Below are 16,718 nucleotides of genomic sequence, written 5' to 3' on the forward strand. Positions count from 1 at the left end.
TCGTGAGTTGAGTTAGCGCCAGCCTTCGCCATGGGCTTCAGCCGCGACATGCGGCTGCAGGCCCAGCATGTCCCGCACCTTGGCGGGCCAGGCGGAAAGGTCGGTGCCGTGGGTGTGGAACATGGCGACGGCCAGGCGGTCCATGCCGAAGGCGACGCAGCCGGTATGGGCCGGTTCGCCATTGGCGTCCTGGATGCCCCAGGTCGTGCCGAAATGCTCGCGGTGATAGTTGAAGCTCATGCAGGCGGTCGGCTGCTCTTCCGAGCGCAGCGGGATCAGAAGCTCGAACTTGAGCTGCTGCTGCTTCTGGCTCACCGCCTTCATCTGGCCGACGCGGCCAAAGAAGGGATCGCTGGCATAGTCGACGCGGAAGGTCAGGCCGAGATCGCGGGCGATCGCCTGTGCGCGCACCATCCAGCGCTCGCGGAAATCGGCGACGTCGTCAGGCGTGCCGATGCAGACATATTCGCGCATCCGGAACGACTGCAGACGGTCGAGATGTTTTGAGGGCTCGCGGCGGAAGCAGTCGGCGGCGACGTCGAAGCGCAGGCCGCCCTTCGGCAAAGGTCCGCGGCTCGCCGCGATCGGATAGACGGGATAGCAGGCCGCCGGCGACAGCACGAGGTCGGCCGGAGACAGTGACGTGGTCCAGTCGCCGCCGGCATCGAAGCGGCTCACCGCCGCGTTGATCTCGCGCTCGGTGCCGTGCAGGCCGCAGACGCAGCCGAGCAGGTTCGGGAAGCTCTTGAGATAGCCGGATTTCTCCAGCTGCGCGCGGCTCATCACCGGCGGGAAGCGCAAGGCTTCGGTGCCGGCTTCGCGATGGCTGGTGATCAGCGCGGCAAGCCGCTCGACGATGCCCTCGTACAGCGCGGTGCGGGCGTAGACACCGTCCGAGCCCATGCGATGGAACAGCTTGTCGGCGAGATGATCGAGCGGATCAACGATTTGCGGCGCGGTTTCGGGCGAATTGGGGAGGACGGCAATATTCATGGGTCGATGTCCTGCTATCTCGAAATTATTCTTGTTGGTCTGGTCGGGAAGACACGTCAGTCGCGAAGGCTCGATGGCACGCCGCTCATCAGGGTCGAGGTCGCGGCGTTGGCCAGAATACGGTCGTTGTTGATCATTATCGGCGACGACAGCACGTCGCGGAGATGACGGCCCATCGTGAACTCGCCGTCGTTGCGGTAGCCGGAAAGGCCCGCGGTGCGCATCGCATGCATTACGGTCTCGACCGCGAGCTCGGAGGCCTGCACCTTCAGCAGCGTGATCGACGACTGGAAGTCGAGCGAGCCGAGCGCCCGCTCGTCATGCTCGACACGAGCGAAGGCGTCGAGATTGGCCGATATCAGCGCACGCAGCTTGGCGAGCGACATCTTCGCAGCGGTGAAATGTGCAGCGGCCGGCGGCATCTGTCCGCCTGATGTGCGGGCTGCCTTGCGGATGAAGGCTTGCGCGCGCGTCACCGCGGCAGCCGCAATGCCGGCCCAGGCCGACGACCAGCACAGATGCGCGAATGGCGTCATGGTCTGGGCGTGGATCTTGTCGTAGGCTTCAGGGAAGACGCGGTCAGAGGGGCAATCGACCTTCAGCTCGAAACCGGTCGAGCAGGTGCCGCGCATGCCGAGCGTCTCCCAGCCCTGGGTCTGCTTCAGCGAATAATCGTCCTTGGCGAGTGCCAGCAGCACCTGGTCGGAGGCGGCGGCCTCGGTGGCGCGGCGGGCAATGGTGACGAGACCGTCGGCCTCGGCGCCGTACGAGATCACGGTGGCGTCGCGCACCAGCGAGACGGTGTCGCCGGCATGGTCGACGGCGGCGGCGCTGGCGCGGATGTTGCCGCCGTTCTGGCCTTCGGTGGTGGAGGAGGCGAGCAGCCACTGATCGCGGGCGACCCGGCGCATCATGGTCTCCATCCACGGAATGCCGTGGCCGTGCCTGACGACACAGGCGACCTTGGTCGTGTGCATCGCGTAGATCATTGCAGTCGAGGCGCAGGAGCGCCCGAGCGTGTAGCAGACGTCAGTGACGTCGTGGATCGAGGCACCGAAGCCGCCGAACTCGACCGGGATCATGACGCCGAGCAGCTTTTGCTCGCGCGCGACGTCGAAGGCTTTATGCGGGAAGCGGGCGTCGCGATCGACCCCGTCCGCGTCGGCCGCGGCCGCTGCGGCGGTTCGGGCGGCGCGCTCGATCAGGGGGGGACCCTGTTCGAGGAAGCTCGTCTGCATTTCGTCGACAGTGAGGACCGCTTCACGCACGTTCATACTCGTCCGCCTCCGGTTTGTCGTTCAGGATCGCCGGCCATCATTCGCGATGCCGCTTGACGCGATCCTCCGACCATCTTTGCTTGTGAGACGAGGCTACGGATTTAATTCAAATTCGTCGATGAAATAGAGGGTAAACGAACTCCAATTCCGAATGGACAGTTAAGGGCCGGTTTTTCGCTTACCCCGATTTTCCGCGATCGTGTTAGTGAACTGGAAGAGGCATGAATTCCAGACAATCTGAGTCATCGTTTACTAAGAAACGCGAAGTAATGGTGACGCCCATTGCGGGATCGGCCGTCCCTGCCCATCGTACGCGGCAGTCCGGCCCGACCTTTCATAGACAGATGGGAATTTACCGATGCAGGCCTTCGAACCCGAATTGCGCAATCGCATCATCAAGCTGGTGAAGGGCATCCTCGTGCAGAACGCGCTGTCCGCCGACGTCACCCCGTCGGCCAAGCTCGTCGATGTCGGGCTGACCTCGATGGACATGGTCAATCTGATGCTCGGCGTCGAAGCCGAGTTCGACTTCACCATCCCGCAGTCCGAGATCACGCCGGAGAATTTCCAGTCCGTCGAGACGCTGGAGCGGATGGTCGCCACGCAGCTGCGGCTGGCGACCGCGGCTTGACCATTCTCCGGGGTCGTCCTGGCGAAAGCCAGGACCCATTACCCCAGGGAGCAGTTTGGCGAAGATTGGTCGTTCGGGACTATTAGCGCTCCGCATCGATAGACCTCGCGGTATGGGTCCTGGCTATCGCCAGGACGACACCGAGTGAGTGGCAAGCACCCGGGCCCCTCACAGTCCCGCCATCACCCCACCACCCCCGTTCCAAAACCGCCGCAAAACTGGCATAGCTTTAACCATGTCGCACGTGGCGAACATGGATGGAGCGGGTATGACGCAGGCGGTATTGGGTATCATCGGGGGCTCCGGCATCTACGACCTGCCGGGTCTCGAGGGCGCGCGCGAAGAGGTGATCGAGAGCCCCTGGGGCGAGCCGTCGGCTCCCTTAAGGCGCGGCTCCATCGCGGGCCTGCCGATCGTGTTCCTGCCGCGGCACGACAAGGGCCACCGGCTGTCGCCCTCCGACATCAACTATCGCGCCAATATCGACGTGCTCAAACGGGCTGGGGTCACCGACCTGATCTCGCTGTCGGCCTGCGGCTCCTTTAGGGAGGAGCTGCCGCCCGGCACCTTCGTTCTTGTCGACCAGTTCGTCGATCGCACCCACAAGCGCGAGAGCTCGTTCTTCGGCCGCGGCTGCGTCGCCCATGTGTCGATGGCGCACCCGGTCTCGCCGCGGCTGCGCATCCATCTGGCTGCGGCCGCCGAAGCAGAAGGCATCGCGATCGCGCGCGGCGGCACCTATGTCTGTATGGAAGGGCCGCAATTCTCCACCTATGCGGAAAGCATGACCTACAAGACGCTGGGCTATTCGGTGATCGGCATGACCAACATGCCCGAAGCAAAACTCGCGCGCGAGGCGGAGATCTGCTACGCCACGGTGGCGATGGTGACGGATTTCGACTGCTGGCATCCCGATCATGATGCCGTCACCGTGCAGGACATCATCCGCGTGCTGACCTCTAACGCCGACAAGGCCAAGGCACTGGTGGCGCGGCTGGCGAAGGATTTCCCGCGCGAGCACGAGCCGTGCCCGATCGGTTCGGACCGCGCGCTCGACACCGCGCTGATCACGGCGCCCGAGGCGCGCGATCCCGAGCTCCTGAAGAAGCTCGACGCGGTGGCCGGGCGCGTGCTGCGGGCGTGATACGAAAGGCAGAATGCCATGAAGGTCGACGGCAAGCATTTCCGCAGCATCTGGCGCGAGCGCGACGGCTGGTCGGTCGGCGCGATCGACCAGCGCCGGCTGCCGCATGAATTCGTCATCGCGCGCCTGACGTCGTGCGAGGACGCGGCGGTCGCCATCCGTGACATGCTGGTGCGCGGCGCGCCGCTGATCGGCGCGACCGCGGCCTATGGCATGGCGCTTGCGATGCGCGAGGACGCCTCCGATGCCGGTCTGAAGCGTGCCTATGAGACGCTGGTCGTGGCGCGGCCGACCGCCATCAATCTGAAATGGGCGCTGGACGAAATGCGCACGACGCTCGTTCCGATCGATCCGCTGGAACGGGCGGAAGCCGCCTATGCACGCGCCGACGAGATCGTCGAGCAGGACGTCGAGATCAACCGCGGCATTGCCGGCAATGGCCTTGCGCTGATCGAGGCGATCGCGGCGAAGAAGCCGGGCGAGGTCGTCAACGTGCTGACCCATTGTAACGCCGGCTGGCTCGCCACCGTCGATTGGGGCACGGCGACAGCGCCGATCTATCTCGCGCATGAGCGCGGCATCAAGATCCATGTCTGGGTCGACGAGACCCGGCCGCGCAACCAGGGCGCATCACTCACCGCCTGGGAGCTCGGCCATCACGGCGTGCCGCACACGGTGATTCCGGACAATACCGGCGGGCACCTGATGCAGCACGGCATGGTCGATCTCGCCATCGTCGGCACCGATCGCGTCGCCGCCAATGGCGATGTCTGCAACAAGATCGGAACGTACCTGAAGGCTCTCGCCGCGCATGACAATGGCGTGCCGTTCTACGTCGCGCTGCCGTCGCCGACGATCGATTTCGCCGTCCATGACGGCATCAGAGATATCCCGATCGAGCAGCGCAGCGGCGTGGAGGTCACCGACATGACCGGCCGCACCGCCGACGGAAGGCTGGAGACGGTGCGCATCGTGCCCGAGGGATCACCGGTCGCCAATTATGCGTTCGACGTGACCCCGGCGCGGCTTGTCACCGGCCTCATCACCGAACGCGGCGTGCTGAAGCCGGACCGTGGCTCGCTGGCGGCGGCGTTTCCGGAGCGGATTGCTGTTGCGGCGGAATAGGTCTCGTAGGGTGGGCAAAGGCGCGGAAGCGCCGTGCCCACCATCTGCTTGTGGTGGGCACGCTTCCGCTTTGCCCACCCTACGGCTGCGGAATAAGTTGCGCTAGCTCAGCTTCAACCCCGTCGCCGTCTCAAGCTCGGCGATCGCCTGCGCCCCGCTCGTGACCTTGATCGTGGTCATGCCCATCTCGCGCGCTGGCTTCAGATTGACGCCGAGATCGTCGAGATAGACGCAATTCTTCGGATCGACCTTCAGCGTCTCGACCATCAGCTGATAGATACGTGGGTCGGGCTTGCGCAGGCCGATCTTGGCGGATTCGATGACGTGATCGAACAGCACCATCACCTCGGCGATGTAGAGTGAGCGTCCGGTCATGCTGCCGATGGCGTTCGCCGGCAAATTGTTGGTGATGCAGCCCGTCCTGAATTGCGCCTTGATGCGTTTCAAGGCCTCGACCATGTCGGGTCGCAGATCGCCCTGGAGCAGCGGTAGCACGTCGCGGCCGCGCACCTCGGCGCCGAGGGCGCGTGATTCGTCGGCGAATAGCTGATCGAAGGTTTCGATATCGACCTCGGCCCGCTCGAACCTGGCCCAGGCATTTTCGAGATGGTTGGCGGCGTTGGTGCGCCGGATGATGTCGGCGGGCAGGCCGCGTTCGGTCTCGAACCGCGTGAACGCCTCGAACGGCGAGCTCGTCAGCACGCCGCCAAAATCAAAGATCACCGCCTCGATCGTCACTATCCTGCCCTCGTCAATTCCTTTCCAAGAGGGCTAGCATGCGCTATCGGCAAGAGCCAGTCCGAAGCAATCGTCCGCCTTCACCGATGCCGGTGCGTGTTCCCATGAAGAAGCCTGCCACGTTCATCGCAGCTGCGCTGCTGCTCGCCACACCCGCTTACGCCATCGTCGGCGGCGGCACGCCGCAGGCCGATGGTGTCGCGCGCGCCGTCGTCACCATCGTCGGCTCGCGCGGCAATTTCTGCACCGGCAGCCTGATCGCGCCAAAACTAGTGTTGACGGTGGCCCATTGCGTGCAGCCCGGTGCGGACTACAAGATCGTCGATCGTGGTGCGGACGGTGCGCCGCAATTGCTGAACGTGCGCACCGTCGCGATCCATCCGAACTTCAACATGCGGGCGATGCAGTCGCATCGCGTCACCGCCGACGTGGCTTTGCTGCAATTGGAAATTCCACCGAAGGGAAAATCGACGGTGCCGGTTGGCATGCCGACCATTCCGATTCAGGTTGGCAGTCGCTTCGTCATCGCCGGTATCGGCGTCACCGTGCGCGGTGACGGCAAGAGCGGCGGCGCCACGCGCGTTGCCGGCCTCATCGCGACGGGCCAGCCCGGCACGCTGCAGATCCGGCTGGTCGATCCCGTAACCAACGGAGTTCGTGATGGAATTGGCGCCTGCACCGGCGATTCCGGCGGTCCCGTGTTCGAGGACAGGCCGAATGGCGCAATGCTCGTTGGCCTCATCAGCTGGTCCACGGGACCGAACGGCGCCGCCGGCTGCGGCGGCCTGACCGGTGTCACACCGCTCACGCTCTATCGCGACTGGATTTTGCAGACCGCGCGGAGCTGGGGTGCGCCGCTGTAGTTTGACCGCGACTTGATCTATGTCATTTTGAAGCGGAAGCGCGATGGGCGACCATGCCCGTCGCGGAGGAAACGCGCCGTCCGGTCAAGGGCGGCCACAAAAACAAGCAAGGCATAGAAGCAACAATGAATGTCGCTGTTCGCAGTCACGCCACCACCAAGCAGGCCACTGAACATTTCGACGTGCTGATCGTCGGCGCCGGCATCTCCGGCATCGGTAGCGCCTATCATATCGAAAAGCAGCTGCCGGGTACGAGCTACGTCATCCTCGAGACGCAGGCGACGTTCGGCGGCACCTGGAGCACGCATCGCTATCCCGGCATCCGCTCGGACAGCGATCTCCACACCTTCGGCTACAGCTTCAAGCCCTGGGTCGGCCCGCCCATCGCGACCGCCGATGAGATTCTCTCCTACATGAAAGAGGTGATCGACGACAACGACATCGCCCGGCACATCCGCTACAGGCACCAGATCAATTCCGCGAGTTGGTCGAGCGAACAGAATCTCTGGACCATCGAGGCGACGACCACCGATACGGGCGAGGCAAAAACCTTTACCGCAAACTTCCTCTGGATGTGCCAGGGCTATTACCGCCATTCCGAAGGCTACACGCCGGAATGGAAGGGCATGGACCGCTTCAAGGGTCGCATCGTCCATCCGCAGACATGGCCTGACGATATCGATCTCACGGCTAAGAAGGTCGTCGTGATCGGCTCGGGCGCGACCGCGGCGACGCTGGTGCCGAACATCGCGGACAGCTGCGCGCATGTCACCATGCTGCAGCGTTCTCCGACCTATTTCCGCCTCGGCCGCAACGCCATCGAGATCGCGGAGGAACTGCGCCGGCTCCAGGTCGATGAGGCCTGGATCCACGAGATCGTGCGGCGAAAGATCCTGTTCGAGCAGGACGCGTTCACGAAGCTCTGTCTGGCCAAGCCCGAGCAGGTGAAGAAAGAGCTGATCAGCCAGATCAGCGCCGTGCTCGGTCCCGACTACGACGTCGAGACGCATTTCACGCCGTCATATCGGCCGTGGCGGCAGCGCATCGCCTTCGTGCCGGATGCCGACCTGTTCAAGGGCATCGCCAGCGGCAAGGCCTCGGTCGTCACCGACGAGATCGAATGCTTCGCCGAGAACGGCATCCAGCTCAAATCCGGCAAGCTGCTCGAAGCCGATATCATCGTCACCGCGACCGGCTTCAATCTCTCTGCACTCGGCGACGTCGCCTTCGAGATCGACGGCAAGCCGCTCGCCTTCGGCGATACCGTCACCTATCGCGGCATGATGTTCACGGGCGTGCCGAACTTGGTCTGGGTATTCGGCTATTTCCGCGCCAGCTGGACGTTGCGCGTCGACCTCGTCGCCGATTTCGTCTGCCGCCTGCTCGTCCACATGAAGGCGAAGGGCAAGAAGAAGGTCGAGGTGAGCTTGCGTCCCGAAGACCACAACATGCCGATCCTGCCCTGGATCGATCCGGAAAATTTCAATCCCGGCTACATCATGCGCAACATGAACCTGCTGCCCAAGCGCGGCGACAAGCCGGAATGGCAGCACAGCCAGGATTACTGGACCGAGAAGGACGAGATCCCGAAGACGGATCTGGATGACGGGGCGTTCGTTTACGGGTGAGGGGGCGCGGCGCGCCACATACGCCGCCGTCGTCCCGGCGAAGGCCGGGACCCATAACCCCAGGAAGCAGTCGCTACGCGAATTGCTAACTGCGAGCCTTCGCCAAATCATGTTCGGTGATTATGGGTCCCGGCCTGCGCCGGGACGACACCGAGTGAGTCGCGACGCCATTCGTCCAACTAATGGTGTCGTCCTGGCGAAAGCCAGGACCCATTACCCCAGGGCGAAGTCGTGGGGTAGGCTGGTAACCACGAGTCTTCGTCAAACCACTCCCTGTGGTAATGGGTCCTGGATCTGCGCTCCGCTGCGCTTGTCCAGGACGACGCCGTTGATTTGGCGCGTGGCGCCTCAACTCATTCTTGCCGCAGCTCAGGAATTCCTTCGCGTCGCATTCGCCGCAATCGCGGCGGCCGCGGTCCGGTTCTCCACGCCGAGCTTGGAGTAGATCTGCTCCAGATGCTTGTCGACCGTGCGGGGGCTGAGGCCCAAAATCTGCGCGATGTCGCGGTTGGTCTTGCCCTTGCTGAGCCAGGCCAGCACCTCGCCTTCGCGGGTGGTGAGGCCGAGCTCGCTGGTGAACTCGGGCGGCAGCGCGGTGCCGGCTTCCTTGGAGAGTCGCAGCAGGAATTCGTTCGGCGCGGTCTCGCCCATGTAGTAGAACCGCAGCTGTGGATTGTCGGGCAGGGACGCGGCTTGCGACTTCGCGCTGCCTTTGCCCTTGATCTGCTCCAGCCATTGCAGCAGTGACGGCGGCAGGACGAAGTCGTCGGCCTGCGCGCCGTGATGGTCGGCCAGCAGCTTCTGCGCCTGCGGTGTCGCCCAGAGCAAATTGCCCTGCCGGTTGACCGCGAACAGGAAGCGTCCGGAGACGTCCAGCGCGGCGCGCGCGCTTTGGGTTAGCCTTGCATTGCCGAGATGGACGCGGATGCGCGCCAGCATCTCCTCGATCACGATCGGCTTGGTCACGTAATCGACGCCGCCGGCGTCGAGCCCGCGCACGATATGCTCGGTCTCGGCGAGGCCCGTCATGAAGATCACGGGAACGTTGGCAAGGCCTGCATCGCGCTTGAGCCGGCGGCAGGTCTCGAACCCGTCGATGCCGGGCATCACGGCGTCGAGCAGCACGATGTCGGGTGTGATCTGGTCGACGATGCGCATCGCCGCGGCGCCGTCGAGCGCCACCATCACCGTCATCCCCGCGCCGTCGAGCGCATCGGTGAGCAGCCGCAGCGTCTCCGGGGAATCATCGACAACGAGCGCGACGTCGCGCTTCTTTGGTTCAATGCTCATAAGCATGCAACGTCTTCAATGTGGCCATGTACTGGTCGAGATCGAAGCGATCGACCAGCGACCGCATCTGCGCGACGAAGTCGGCATGCTCGGGGTGCTCGCTGCCGATCTCGTCCAGCTTGAGCTGGATGCCCTTGACATAGCCGATCTGGCCGAGCCCGATCAGCGCCTCGATGTGCCGCACCGGCGGCCGTGAGCCGCTCTCCGGCCGCCAGAACGGCACTGCGATCTCGTCCGAGCCGTACTGCCATTCGATCTTGAGGAGCTGGCGGATCGTCTCCAGCAGCCGCGGGATGTCGATCGGCTTCATCAGATAGCCGTCATGGAAGGGCTGGGCCAGCGGCGTGCCGTGAGCCTCCAGCGCGCTCGCCGACACCATCAGGATGCGGGCCTGGTGATGGCCGCTGGCGCGCAAGGCTTCCGCAACGGCCCAGCCGTCCATCGCCGGCATGGAGATGTCGAGCAGGAACAGATCGGGCCGGCAATGTTGCGCCAGCGCCAGGCATCCCGCGCCGTCGGGCGCGCTGAGCAGGATGAAGCCGAGCGGTGTCAGCACCTCGCGCAAGAGGTCGCGATGCACGGGGTCGTCGTCGGTGATCAGGATGGTCTTGCGCGCGCCGTGATAGCCGGAGACCGGGGCTTCGACCGGCGCGATGCGCTGGGGGTTGGTGACCTCCGAGAGCAAAATCTTGACCTTGAACGTGCTGCCGGTGCCGACCGTGCTCGTGACCTTGATGTCGCCGCCCATGACGCCGGCGAGCAGCCGGCTGATCGTCAGGCCGAGGCCGGTTCCGGTCTGCGGCTGCGCGACGCCGAGAGCGCCGCGTTCGAACGGCGCGAAGATGCGCTCGAGATCGTCGCCCTGGATGCCGGGGCCGGTGTCGATCACCTCGAACTCGGCCACGGGGCTGCGATAGTGCACGACGAACTGCACGCTGCCGGTCTGGGTGAATTTTATGGCGTTGGAGAGCAAATTGATCAGCACCTGGCGCAGCCGCTTTTCGTCGGCATAGACCACGGCCGGCAAATGCGCCGGCCGCCTGAACACGAAGTCGATGCCCTTCGCAGCAGCCTGGAGGCGGAACATGCCGACGAGCTGATCGAGGAATTCGCTTAAGCGAACCTCGTCGCGCGAGAGATACAGCCGCCCCGCCTCGATCTTGGAGATGTCCAGAATGCCGTCGATCAGGCCGGAGAGGTGATCGGCGCTGCGGCGGACGACGCGGACCTGGTCGCGCGGCTTGGTGCTCAGCGTTGCGTCCTGCTCCAGCAGCTGGGCATAGCCGCTGATCGCATTCAGCGGCGAGCGCAGCTCATGGCTGAGGCCCACCACATAGCGGCTCTTGGCAAGATTAGCGGATTCGGCGACCTCCTTGGCGCGCTGCAGTTCGGCGTCGGTGCGCTTGTGCGCGTCGATCTCCTGGATCAGCAGCGCGGTCTGGCGTCGCGTCTCGGCCTCGGCGGCGCGGCGGCTTTGCTGCGCCAGAACGAACAGCCAGGCCACCACGCCGATGATGATGCTGAGCGAGAAGAACACCTTCCAGAGCACGTTGGAGACCAGCATGTTCTCGCCATGCACGCTCGCCGAGGTCTGGAGATAGATCAGTCCGAGCACCAGTGCGACGAGGCCAGCTGAGACGACGAAGACGCCGATGTAATGGCCGAATTGTGAGTTGATCCGCTGATAGATCGGCTGCGGCAGGATCTTGCCAAGCGCCTCGGCAAATTGCACCTGTGCACGCGCGTGCGGCTTGCAGAGATCATGGCAGCGGGCGTCGAGCGAGCAGCACAGCGAGCAGATCGGGCCGGCATAAGCGGGGCAGGAGGTGGTGTCCTCCGGCTCAAAACTGTGCTCGCAGATACAGCACTGGATCGCCTCGATATTGGCCCAGCTCTTCTTCGGCTTGCGCGCGATGTAGAATTTGCCGTCCGTCAGCCAGGCGATGACAGGCGCGGTGACGAAGGCGACCGTCAGCGCGACGAAGGCGGCCAGCGCCTTCATGGTCGGGCCGAACAGGCCGTAGAACGCCGCGATCGAGACGATGATCGCGAGCGTCATGGCGCCGACGCCAACCGGATTGATGTCGTAGAGATGCGCGCGCTTGAACTCCATCTGCGGCGGACGCAGGCCGAGCGGCTTGTTGATCACGAGGTCGGAGACCAGCGCGCCGACCCAGGCGATCGCGACGTTGGAGTAGAGCGCCAGCGTCTGCTCCAGCGCCTTGTAGACGCCGATCTCCATCAGCAGCAGCGCCACCATCACGTTGAACACCAGCCAGACCACGCGGCCGGGATGGCTATGGGTCAGGCGCGAGAAGAAATTCGACCAGGCGATCGAGCCGGCATAGGCGTTGGTGACGTTGATCTTGATCTGCGATAGGACCACGAAGACGCCGGTCAGGGCCAGCGCGAGGTCCGGCTCGGACAGCACGTATCGAAAAGCCACGAGATACATATGCGCGGGCTCGGCGGCCTCTTCGGGCGGCACGCCGTGGCTCAGCGCAAAGAAGGCGAGGAACGAGCCGGCCAGGAGCTTCAGCGCGCCGAGCACGATCCAGCCCGGCCCCGCGCTCATCAGCGCGATCCACCACGATGCCTTGGAGGCGCGGCGGTCGCGCGGCAGAAACCTGAGGAAGTCGACCTGCTCGCCGATCTGCGCCACCAGCGAGAACACCACGGACGACGCCACGCCAAACAGCAAGAGATCGAAATGCCCGTTGAGATCGCCGTGCTCACCGGAGAATTTGCGCCATTCCGTGAAGGAGTGGGGATTGGCCCAGGCGATCGCGACAAAGGGCAGGATGTGCAGGACGATCCAGAGCGGCTGCGTCCAGAGCTGGAAGCGGCTGATCAGCGTGATGCCGTAGGTCACGAGCGGGATGATCGCTACCGCGCTGATGAGGTAGCCGATCGGGCGCGGAATCCCCAAGCACATCTCCAGCGCGGTCGCCAGGATCACCGCCTCCACCGCGAAGAAGATGAAGGTGAAGGACGCGTAGATCAGCGACGTCACGGTCGAGCCGATATAGCCGAAGCCGGCGCCGCGGGTGAGGAGGTCGATGTCGATGCCGCATTTGGCGGCATGGTAGGCGATCGGCACGCCGCAGCAGAAGATGATGGCGGAGACGACGAGGATCGCGGCGGCGGCGTTGGTGACGCCGTAATTCAGGGTGATGGTGCCGCCGATGGCTTCGAGCACCAGGAAGGAGATCGCGCCGATCGCGGTGTTGGCGACGCGGGCGGCGGACCATCGCCGCGCGCTCTTGGCGGTGAAGCGCAGCGCGTAGTCTTCCAGCGTCTGGTTGGCGACCCATTGGTTGTACTGGCGCCTGACGCGGTCTATTCGCTGCCGCCCTGCCACTCTTTACCCCACTCCCGATACGGACCCGGAGCCCTCGCAAATCCCGTACCAAAAGCCTACGTCGGTATTTTGCGGTGCAGTATACGCGATCTTGCGTATGCTTGCGCTGCACAAATTCGAGCCATCCTCACGGCACCAATCGCGTGTCCTCGAACAAAAAGTGGGGTGCTCATGTCAGACGAAGCAAACAAGGGCCTGTTGTCGCCGCTCCGGCGCAAACTATTGATGGGAATGGCGGCCGTGCCTGCCCTCACGATGCTGCCGCGGGCGTCTTTTGCGCAGGCCCCGGCGACCTCGGCGGTCAACACCACGGGTCTGGCGGTCACCGACACCGAGGTCACCGTCGGCATCCTGCATTCGGCCACCGGCACCATGGCGATCTCCGAGACCGGTTCCATCGAGGCCGAGAAGCTGGCTATCGAGCAGATCAACGCCATGGGCGGCGTGCTCGGCCGCAAGATCAAGTTCATCCAGGAAGACGGCGCCAGCGATTGGCCGACCTTTGCGGAAAAGGCCAAGAAGCTGCTGGTCAACGACAAGGTCGCGGCGATCATGGGCTGCTGGACCTCGGCCTCCCGCAAGGCGGTGCTACCGGTCATGGAGCAGTACAACGGCATGCTCTACTACCCGACCTTCTATGAAGGCCTCGAGCAGTCCAAGAACGTGATCTACACCGGCCAGGAGGCGACCCAGCAGATCCTCGCCGGTCTGAACTGGATCGCCAAGGAAAAGGGCGCCAAGACCTTCTTCTTCATCGGCTCCGACTACATCTGGCCGCGCACCTCGAACAAGATCGCGCGCAAGCATGTCGAGAACGTGCTGAAGGGCAAGGTCGTCGGCGAGGAATACTACGCGCTCGGCTCGACCCAGTTCAACTCGGTCATCAACAAGATCAAGCTGACCAAGCCCGACGTGATCTTCACAGACGTCGTCGGCGGCTCCAACGTCGCCTTCTACAAGCAGCTCAAGGCCGCCGGCATCGATCTCGCCAAGCAGCCGCTGCTGACGATCTCGGTCACCGAGGACGAGATCGACGGCATCGGCGGTGAGAACATCGCAGGCGCCTATGCCTGCATGAAGTACTTCCAGTCGCTCGACAATGCCAACAACAAGGCCTTCGTGCCGGCGTTCAAGAAGGCGTGGGGCGAGAAGACTGTCATCGGCGACGTCACCCAGGCTGCCTATCTCGGCCCGTGGCTGTGGAAGTTGACGGTCGAGAAGGCCGGCTCCTTCGACGTCGACAAGATCGCGGCGGCGTCGCCCGGCGTCGAGTTCAAGGGCGCGCCGGAAGGCTATGTGCGCATCCACGAGAACCATCACCTCTGGTCGAAGACCCGGGTGGGCCGCGCCAAGCTCGATGGCCAGTTCGAGCTGATCTACGAGACCGCCGATCTCGTCGAGCCGGATCCGTTCCCGAAGGGCTACCAGTAAGACCCGGCGTTCGGCGCCGTTTCTCCAAAGGCAAAACCGCTCCCTGGCGTGGATCGCAAGTCCATGCCCAAGACCCCGCGTCGCGACTCTGCATCGCGACGCGGGACCCTATTCCCCGACGGAGGACATCGATGTTCGGCGACTACTCGCTTGGTGACCTTGGCTCCATCTTCGTCATGCAGGGCTTTGCAGGACTGATCCTGTTCTCGGTCTACGTCCTGATGGCGCTCGGTCTTGCGATCATCTTCGGCCAGATGGGCGTCATCAACATGGCCCATGGCGAGTTCATGATCCTCGGGGCCTACGTCACCTGGATGACCTCCAATCTGTTCCAGAGCTACATGCCGAGCCTGTTCGGCGGCTATTTCTTCCTGGCGATGATCCTGGCCTTCCTCGCATCCGGTGCGCTGGGAATGCTGGTGGAATGGGTGCTGATACGGCATCTCTACAAGCGCCCGCTCGATACGCTGCTTGCGACCTGGGGCCTCAGCCTGATGCTGCAGCAGGCCTATCGCTCGGTGTTCGGCGCCCGTGAGGTCGGCGTCGACCTGCCGCAATGGATGCTCGGCTCACTGCACGTCACCGACAGCATCGAAGTGCCGATCAACGGCGTCTTCGTGATGTGCCTCACCGTGCTGATCACCATCGCCGTTGCTTACGTCATGTACAAGTCGCGCTGGGGCCGCCAGGTGCGCGCCGTGGTGCAGAACCGCATCATGGCCGGCGCGGTCGGCATCAACACCGAAAAGGTCGATCGCTACACCTTCGGTCTCGGCTGCGGCATCGCCGGGATCGCCGGCAGCGCCTTCACCATGATCGGCTCGACCGGGCCGACCTCCGGCCAGCTCTACATCGTCGACACCTTCCTGGTGGTCGTGTTCGGCGGCGCCGCCAGCCTGCTCGGCACCATCGCCTCGGCCTTCTCGATCTCGCAGACGCAGTCGACCCTCGAGTTCTTCATGTCGGGCTCGATGGCCAAGGTGCTGACGCTGCTCGCCGTTGTCGGAATCCTGATGCTGCGGCCGCAGGGGCTGTTCGCCCTCAAGGTCCGCAAGTGAGAAATGGGGCTGATGCAATGACCGACAATCGGTTCTTCAATCGATCGGAGCTCATCGGAATTCTGGTGCTCGCGGTCTTCCTCGTGGTGGTGCTGCCGCTCACGCTGGATGTGTTCAGGCTCAACCTGGTCGCAAAATATCTGACCTATGCGTTCGTCGCGCTGGGCCTGGTGATCTGCTGGGGTTATGGCGGCATCCTGAGCCTCGGCCAGGGCGTGTTCTTCGGCCTCGGCGGCTACTGCATGGCGATGTTTCTCAAGCTCGAGGCCTCGAGCGTGGAGAACACCAAGATCCAGTCCACCCCCGGCATCCCCGACTTCATGGACTGGAATCAGATCACGGCGCTGCCGTTCTTCTGGAAGCCGTTCAACAGCCTCACCTTCACCATCGCCGCCATCATCCTCGTGCCCGGGATCTTCGCCTGGATCATCGGCACCGCGATGTTCAAGCGCCGCGTCGGCGGCACCTACTTCGCCATCATCACCCAGGCCGTCGCGGCCATCATGACGATCCTGATCGTCGGGCAGCAGGGCTACACCGGCGGCATCAACGGCATGACCGATTTGCGCACGCTGAAGGGGTGGGACATCCGGCCCGACCACGCCAAGATCGTGCTGTACTTCTTCGAGGTCGGCTGCCTGTTCGTCTGCATCATGATCGCGCAGTTCGTCCGGCACTCCAAGCTTGGACGCATCCTGGTCGCGATGCGCGAGAAGGAGGACCGCGTCCGCTTCTCCGGCTACAGCGTCGCGAACTTCAAGATCTTCGCCTTCTGCATCGCCGCAATGTTCGCCGCGATCGGCGGCGCCATGTTCGCGCTCAATGTCGGCTTCATGTCACCGTCCTTCGTCGGCATCGTGCCGTCGATCGAGATGGTGATCTACACCGCGGTCGGCGGCCGGCTGTCGATCCTCGGCGCGATCTACGGCACGCTGCTGGTCAGCTTCGCCAAGACTAGCCTCTCGGAGACGTTTCCCGAATTGTGGCTGTTCGGCCTCGGCGGCCTGTTCATCGCCGTGGTGCTGGCCTTCCCGAACGGTCTTGCCGGGATCTGGGGCGACTATGTGCAGCCGCGCATCGATCGCCTGATCGCCTCGCGCAAATCGAAACCCGACGGCTGGACCGACAGCTCGGTCGCCGACGGCGCCCCGGCGGAGTGAGGAGATCATCATGCTCGTA

Annotated in this window: 13 protein-coding genes; 8 read left to right on the forward strand and 5 right to left on the reverse strand. The window is 63.9% G+C overall.

The features are described from left to right. Positions 1–12: 12 nt before the first annotated feature. Complete coding sequence (locus JQ592_RS14930) at positions 13–993, reverse strand: amino acid--[acyl-carrier-protein] ligase (protein WP_211403590.1); 981 nt, start codon at positions 991–993, stop codon at positions 13–15. A gap of 56 nt (positions 994–1,049) precedes the next feature. Next, positions 1,050–2,267, reverse strand: coding sequence for an acyl-CoA dehydrogenase family protein (locus JQ592_RS14935; protein WP_211403591.1), 1,218 nt, complete (start codon positions 2,265–2,267; stop codon positions 1,050–1,052). A 361-nt stretch (positions 2,268–2,628) separates the two neighbouring features. Between JQ592_RS14935 and JQ592_RS14940 the strand changes: the two genes are divergently transcribed. The 3 genes from JQ592_RS14940 to mtnA all read left to right on the forward strand — a co-directional run bounded on the left by JQ592_RS14940 (position 2,629) and on the right by mtnA (position 5,170). Continuing rightward, positions 2,629–2,901, forward strand: coding sequence for a phosphopantetheine-binding protein (locus JQ592_RS14940; protein ID WP_211403592.1), 273 nt, complete (start codon positions 2,629–2,631; stop codon positions 2,899–2,901). 268 nt (positions 2,902–3,169) lie between these two features. Beyond that, positions 3,170–4,045: an S-methyl-5'-thioadenosine phosphorylase gene (locus JQ592_RS14945; RefSeq protein ID WP_211403593.1), complete on the forward strand. Its 876-nt coding sequence runs from the start codon at positions 3,170–3,172 to the stop codon at positions 4,043–4,045. Between the two features lie 18 nt (positions 4,046–4,063). Then, on the forward strand, positions 4,064–5,170 hold the full coding sequence (mtnA, locus tag JQ592_RS14950) for an S-methyl-5-thioribose-1-phosphate isomerase (RefSeq protein WP_211403594.1): 1,107 nt from the start codon (positions 4,064–4,066) through the stop codon (positions 5,168–5,170). Positions 5,171–5,272: 102 nt separating this feature from the next. Here mtnA and JQ592_RS14955 read toward each other — a convergent pair whose 3' ends face one another. After that, entirely contained in the window at positions 5,273–5,908 is a 636-nt protein-coding gene (locus JQ592_RS14955; protein ID WP_211403595.1) for an HAD-IA family hydrolase, read from the reverse strand. A 104-nt stretch (positions 5,909–6,012) separates the two neighbouring features. Here JQ592_RS14955 and JQ592_RS14960 point away from each other — a divergent pair, with 104 nt between their 5' ends. Next, positions 6,013–6,771 carry a S1 family peptidase gene (locus JQ592_RS14960; RefSeq protein ID WP_211403596.1) on the forward strand — a complete coding sequence of 253 codons (759 nt, stop codon included), beginning with the start codon at positions 6,013–6,015 and terminating at the stop codon, positions 6,769–6,771. 125 nt (positions 6,772–6,896) lie between these two features. Beyond that, the gene (locus JQ592_RS14965; RefSeq protein ID WP_211403597.1) at positions 6,897–8,399 is read left to right on the forward strand and encodes a flavin-containing monooxygenase; all 1,503 of its coding nucleotides are present in this window, start codon (positions 6,897–6,899) and stop codon (positions 8,397–8,399) included. A gap of 369 nt (positions 8,400–8,768) precedes the next feature. On the opposite strand, the gene JQ592_RS14970 is transcribed toward JQ592_RS14965, so the two are convergent. Together JQ592_RS14970 and JQ592_RS14975 are read right to left on the reverse strand one after the other, a co-directional pair. Continuing rightward, positions 8,769–9,695, reverse strand: coding sequence for a response regulator (locus JQ592_RS14970; RefSeq protein ID WP_211403598.1), 927 nt, complete (start codon positions 9,693–9,695; stop codon positions 8,769–8,771). Next, on the reverse strand, positions 9,679–13,050 hold the full coding sequence (locus JQ592_RS14975) for a hybrid sensor histidine kinase/response regulator (RefSeq protein ID WP_211403599.1): 3,372 nt from the start codon (positions 13,048–13,050) through the stop codon (positions 9,679–9,681). Before JQ592_RS14975 ends, JQ592_RS14970 begins: the two co-directional genes overlap by 17 nt. Before the next feature lie 171 nt (positions 13,051–13,221). Here JQ592_RS14975 and urtA point away from each other — a divergent pair, with 171 nt between their 5' ends. The 3 genes from urtA to urtC all read left to right on the forward strand — a co-directional run bounded on the left by urtA (position 13,222) and on the right by urtC (position 16,699). Continuing rightward, positions 13,222–14,481, forward strand: a complete 1,260-nt coding sequence (urtA, locus tag JQ592_RS14980; protein WP_211403600.1) for an urea ABC transporter substrate-binding protein — start codon at positions 13,222–13,224, stop codon at positions 14,479–14,481. A 131-nt stretch (positions 14,482–14,612) separates the two neighbouring features. Next, positions 14,613–15,539 carry an urea ABC transporter permease subunit UrtB gene (gene urtB, locus JQ592_RS14985; protein WP_211403601.1) on the forward strand — a complete coding sequence of 309 codons (927 nt, stop codon included), beginning with the start codon at positions 14,613–14,615 and terminating at the stop codon, positions 15,537–15,539. 17 nt (positions 15,540–15,556) lie between these two features. Next, positions 15,557–16,699, forward strand: a complete 1,143-nt coding sequence (gene urtC / locus JQ592_RS14990; RefSeq protein WP_211403602.1) for an urea ABC transporter permease subunit UrtC — start codon at positions 15,557–15,559, stop codon at positions 16,697–16,699. Positions 16,700–16,718 lie beyond the last annotated feature (19 nt).

Origin of the sequence: Bradyrhizobium iriomotense, from assembly GCF_018129405.1 — a bacterium.
In the GTDB taxonomy this organism is placed as follows: Bacteria; Pseudomonadota; Alphaproteobacteria; order Rhizobiales; family Xanthobacteraceae; genus Bradyrhizobium; species Bradyrhizobium iriomotense_B.

Coding starts and splice junctions, on each gene's coding strand:
- JQ592_RS14930 (WP_211403590.1), bottom strand. CDS start 993: ATGAATATTGCCGTCCTCCCCAATTCGCCCGAAACCGCGCCGCAAATC.
- JQ592_RS14935 (WP_211403591.1), bottom strand. CDS start 2,267: ATGAACGTGCGTGAAGCGGTCCTCACTGTCGACGAAATGCAGACGAGC.
- JQ592_RS14940 (WP_211403592.1), top strand. CDS start 2,629: ATGCAGGCCTTCGAACCCGAATTGCGCAATCGCATCATCAAGCTGGTG.
- JQ592_RS14945 (WP_211403593.1), top strand. CDS start 3,170: ATGACGCAGGCGGTATTGGGTATCATCGGGGGCTCCGGCATCTACGAC.
- mtnA (WP_211403594.1), top strand. CDS start 4,064: ATGAAGGTCGACGGCAAGCATTTCCGCAGCATCTGGCGCGAGCGCGAC.
- JQ592_RS14960 (WP_211403596.1), top strand. CDS start 6,013: ATGAAGAAGCCTGCCACGTTCATCGCAGCTGCGCTGCTGCTCGCCACA.
- JQ592_RS14965 (WP_211403597.1), top strand. CDS start 6,897: ATGAATGTCGCTGTTCGCAGTCACGCCACCACCAAGCAGGCCACTGAA.
- JQ592_RS14970 (WP_211403598.1), bottom strand. CDS start 9,695: ATGCTTATGAGCATTGAACCAAAGAAGCGCGACGTCGCGCTCGTTGTC.
- urtA (WP_211403600.1), top strand. CDS start 13,222: ATGTCAGACGAAGCAAACAAGGGCCTGTTGTCGCCGCTCCGGCGCAAA.
- urtB (WP_211403601.1), top strand. CDS start 14,613: ATGTTCGGCGACTACTCGCTTGGTGACCTTGGCTCCATCTTCGTCATG.
- urtC (WP_211403602.1), top strand. CDS start 15,557: ATGACCGACAATCGGTTCTTCAATCGATCGGAGCTCATCGGAATTCTG.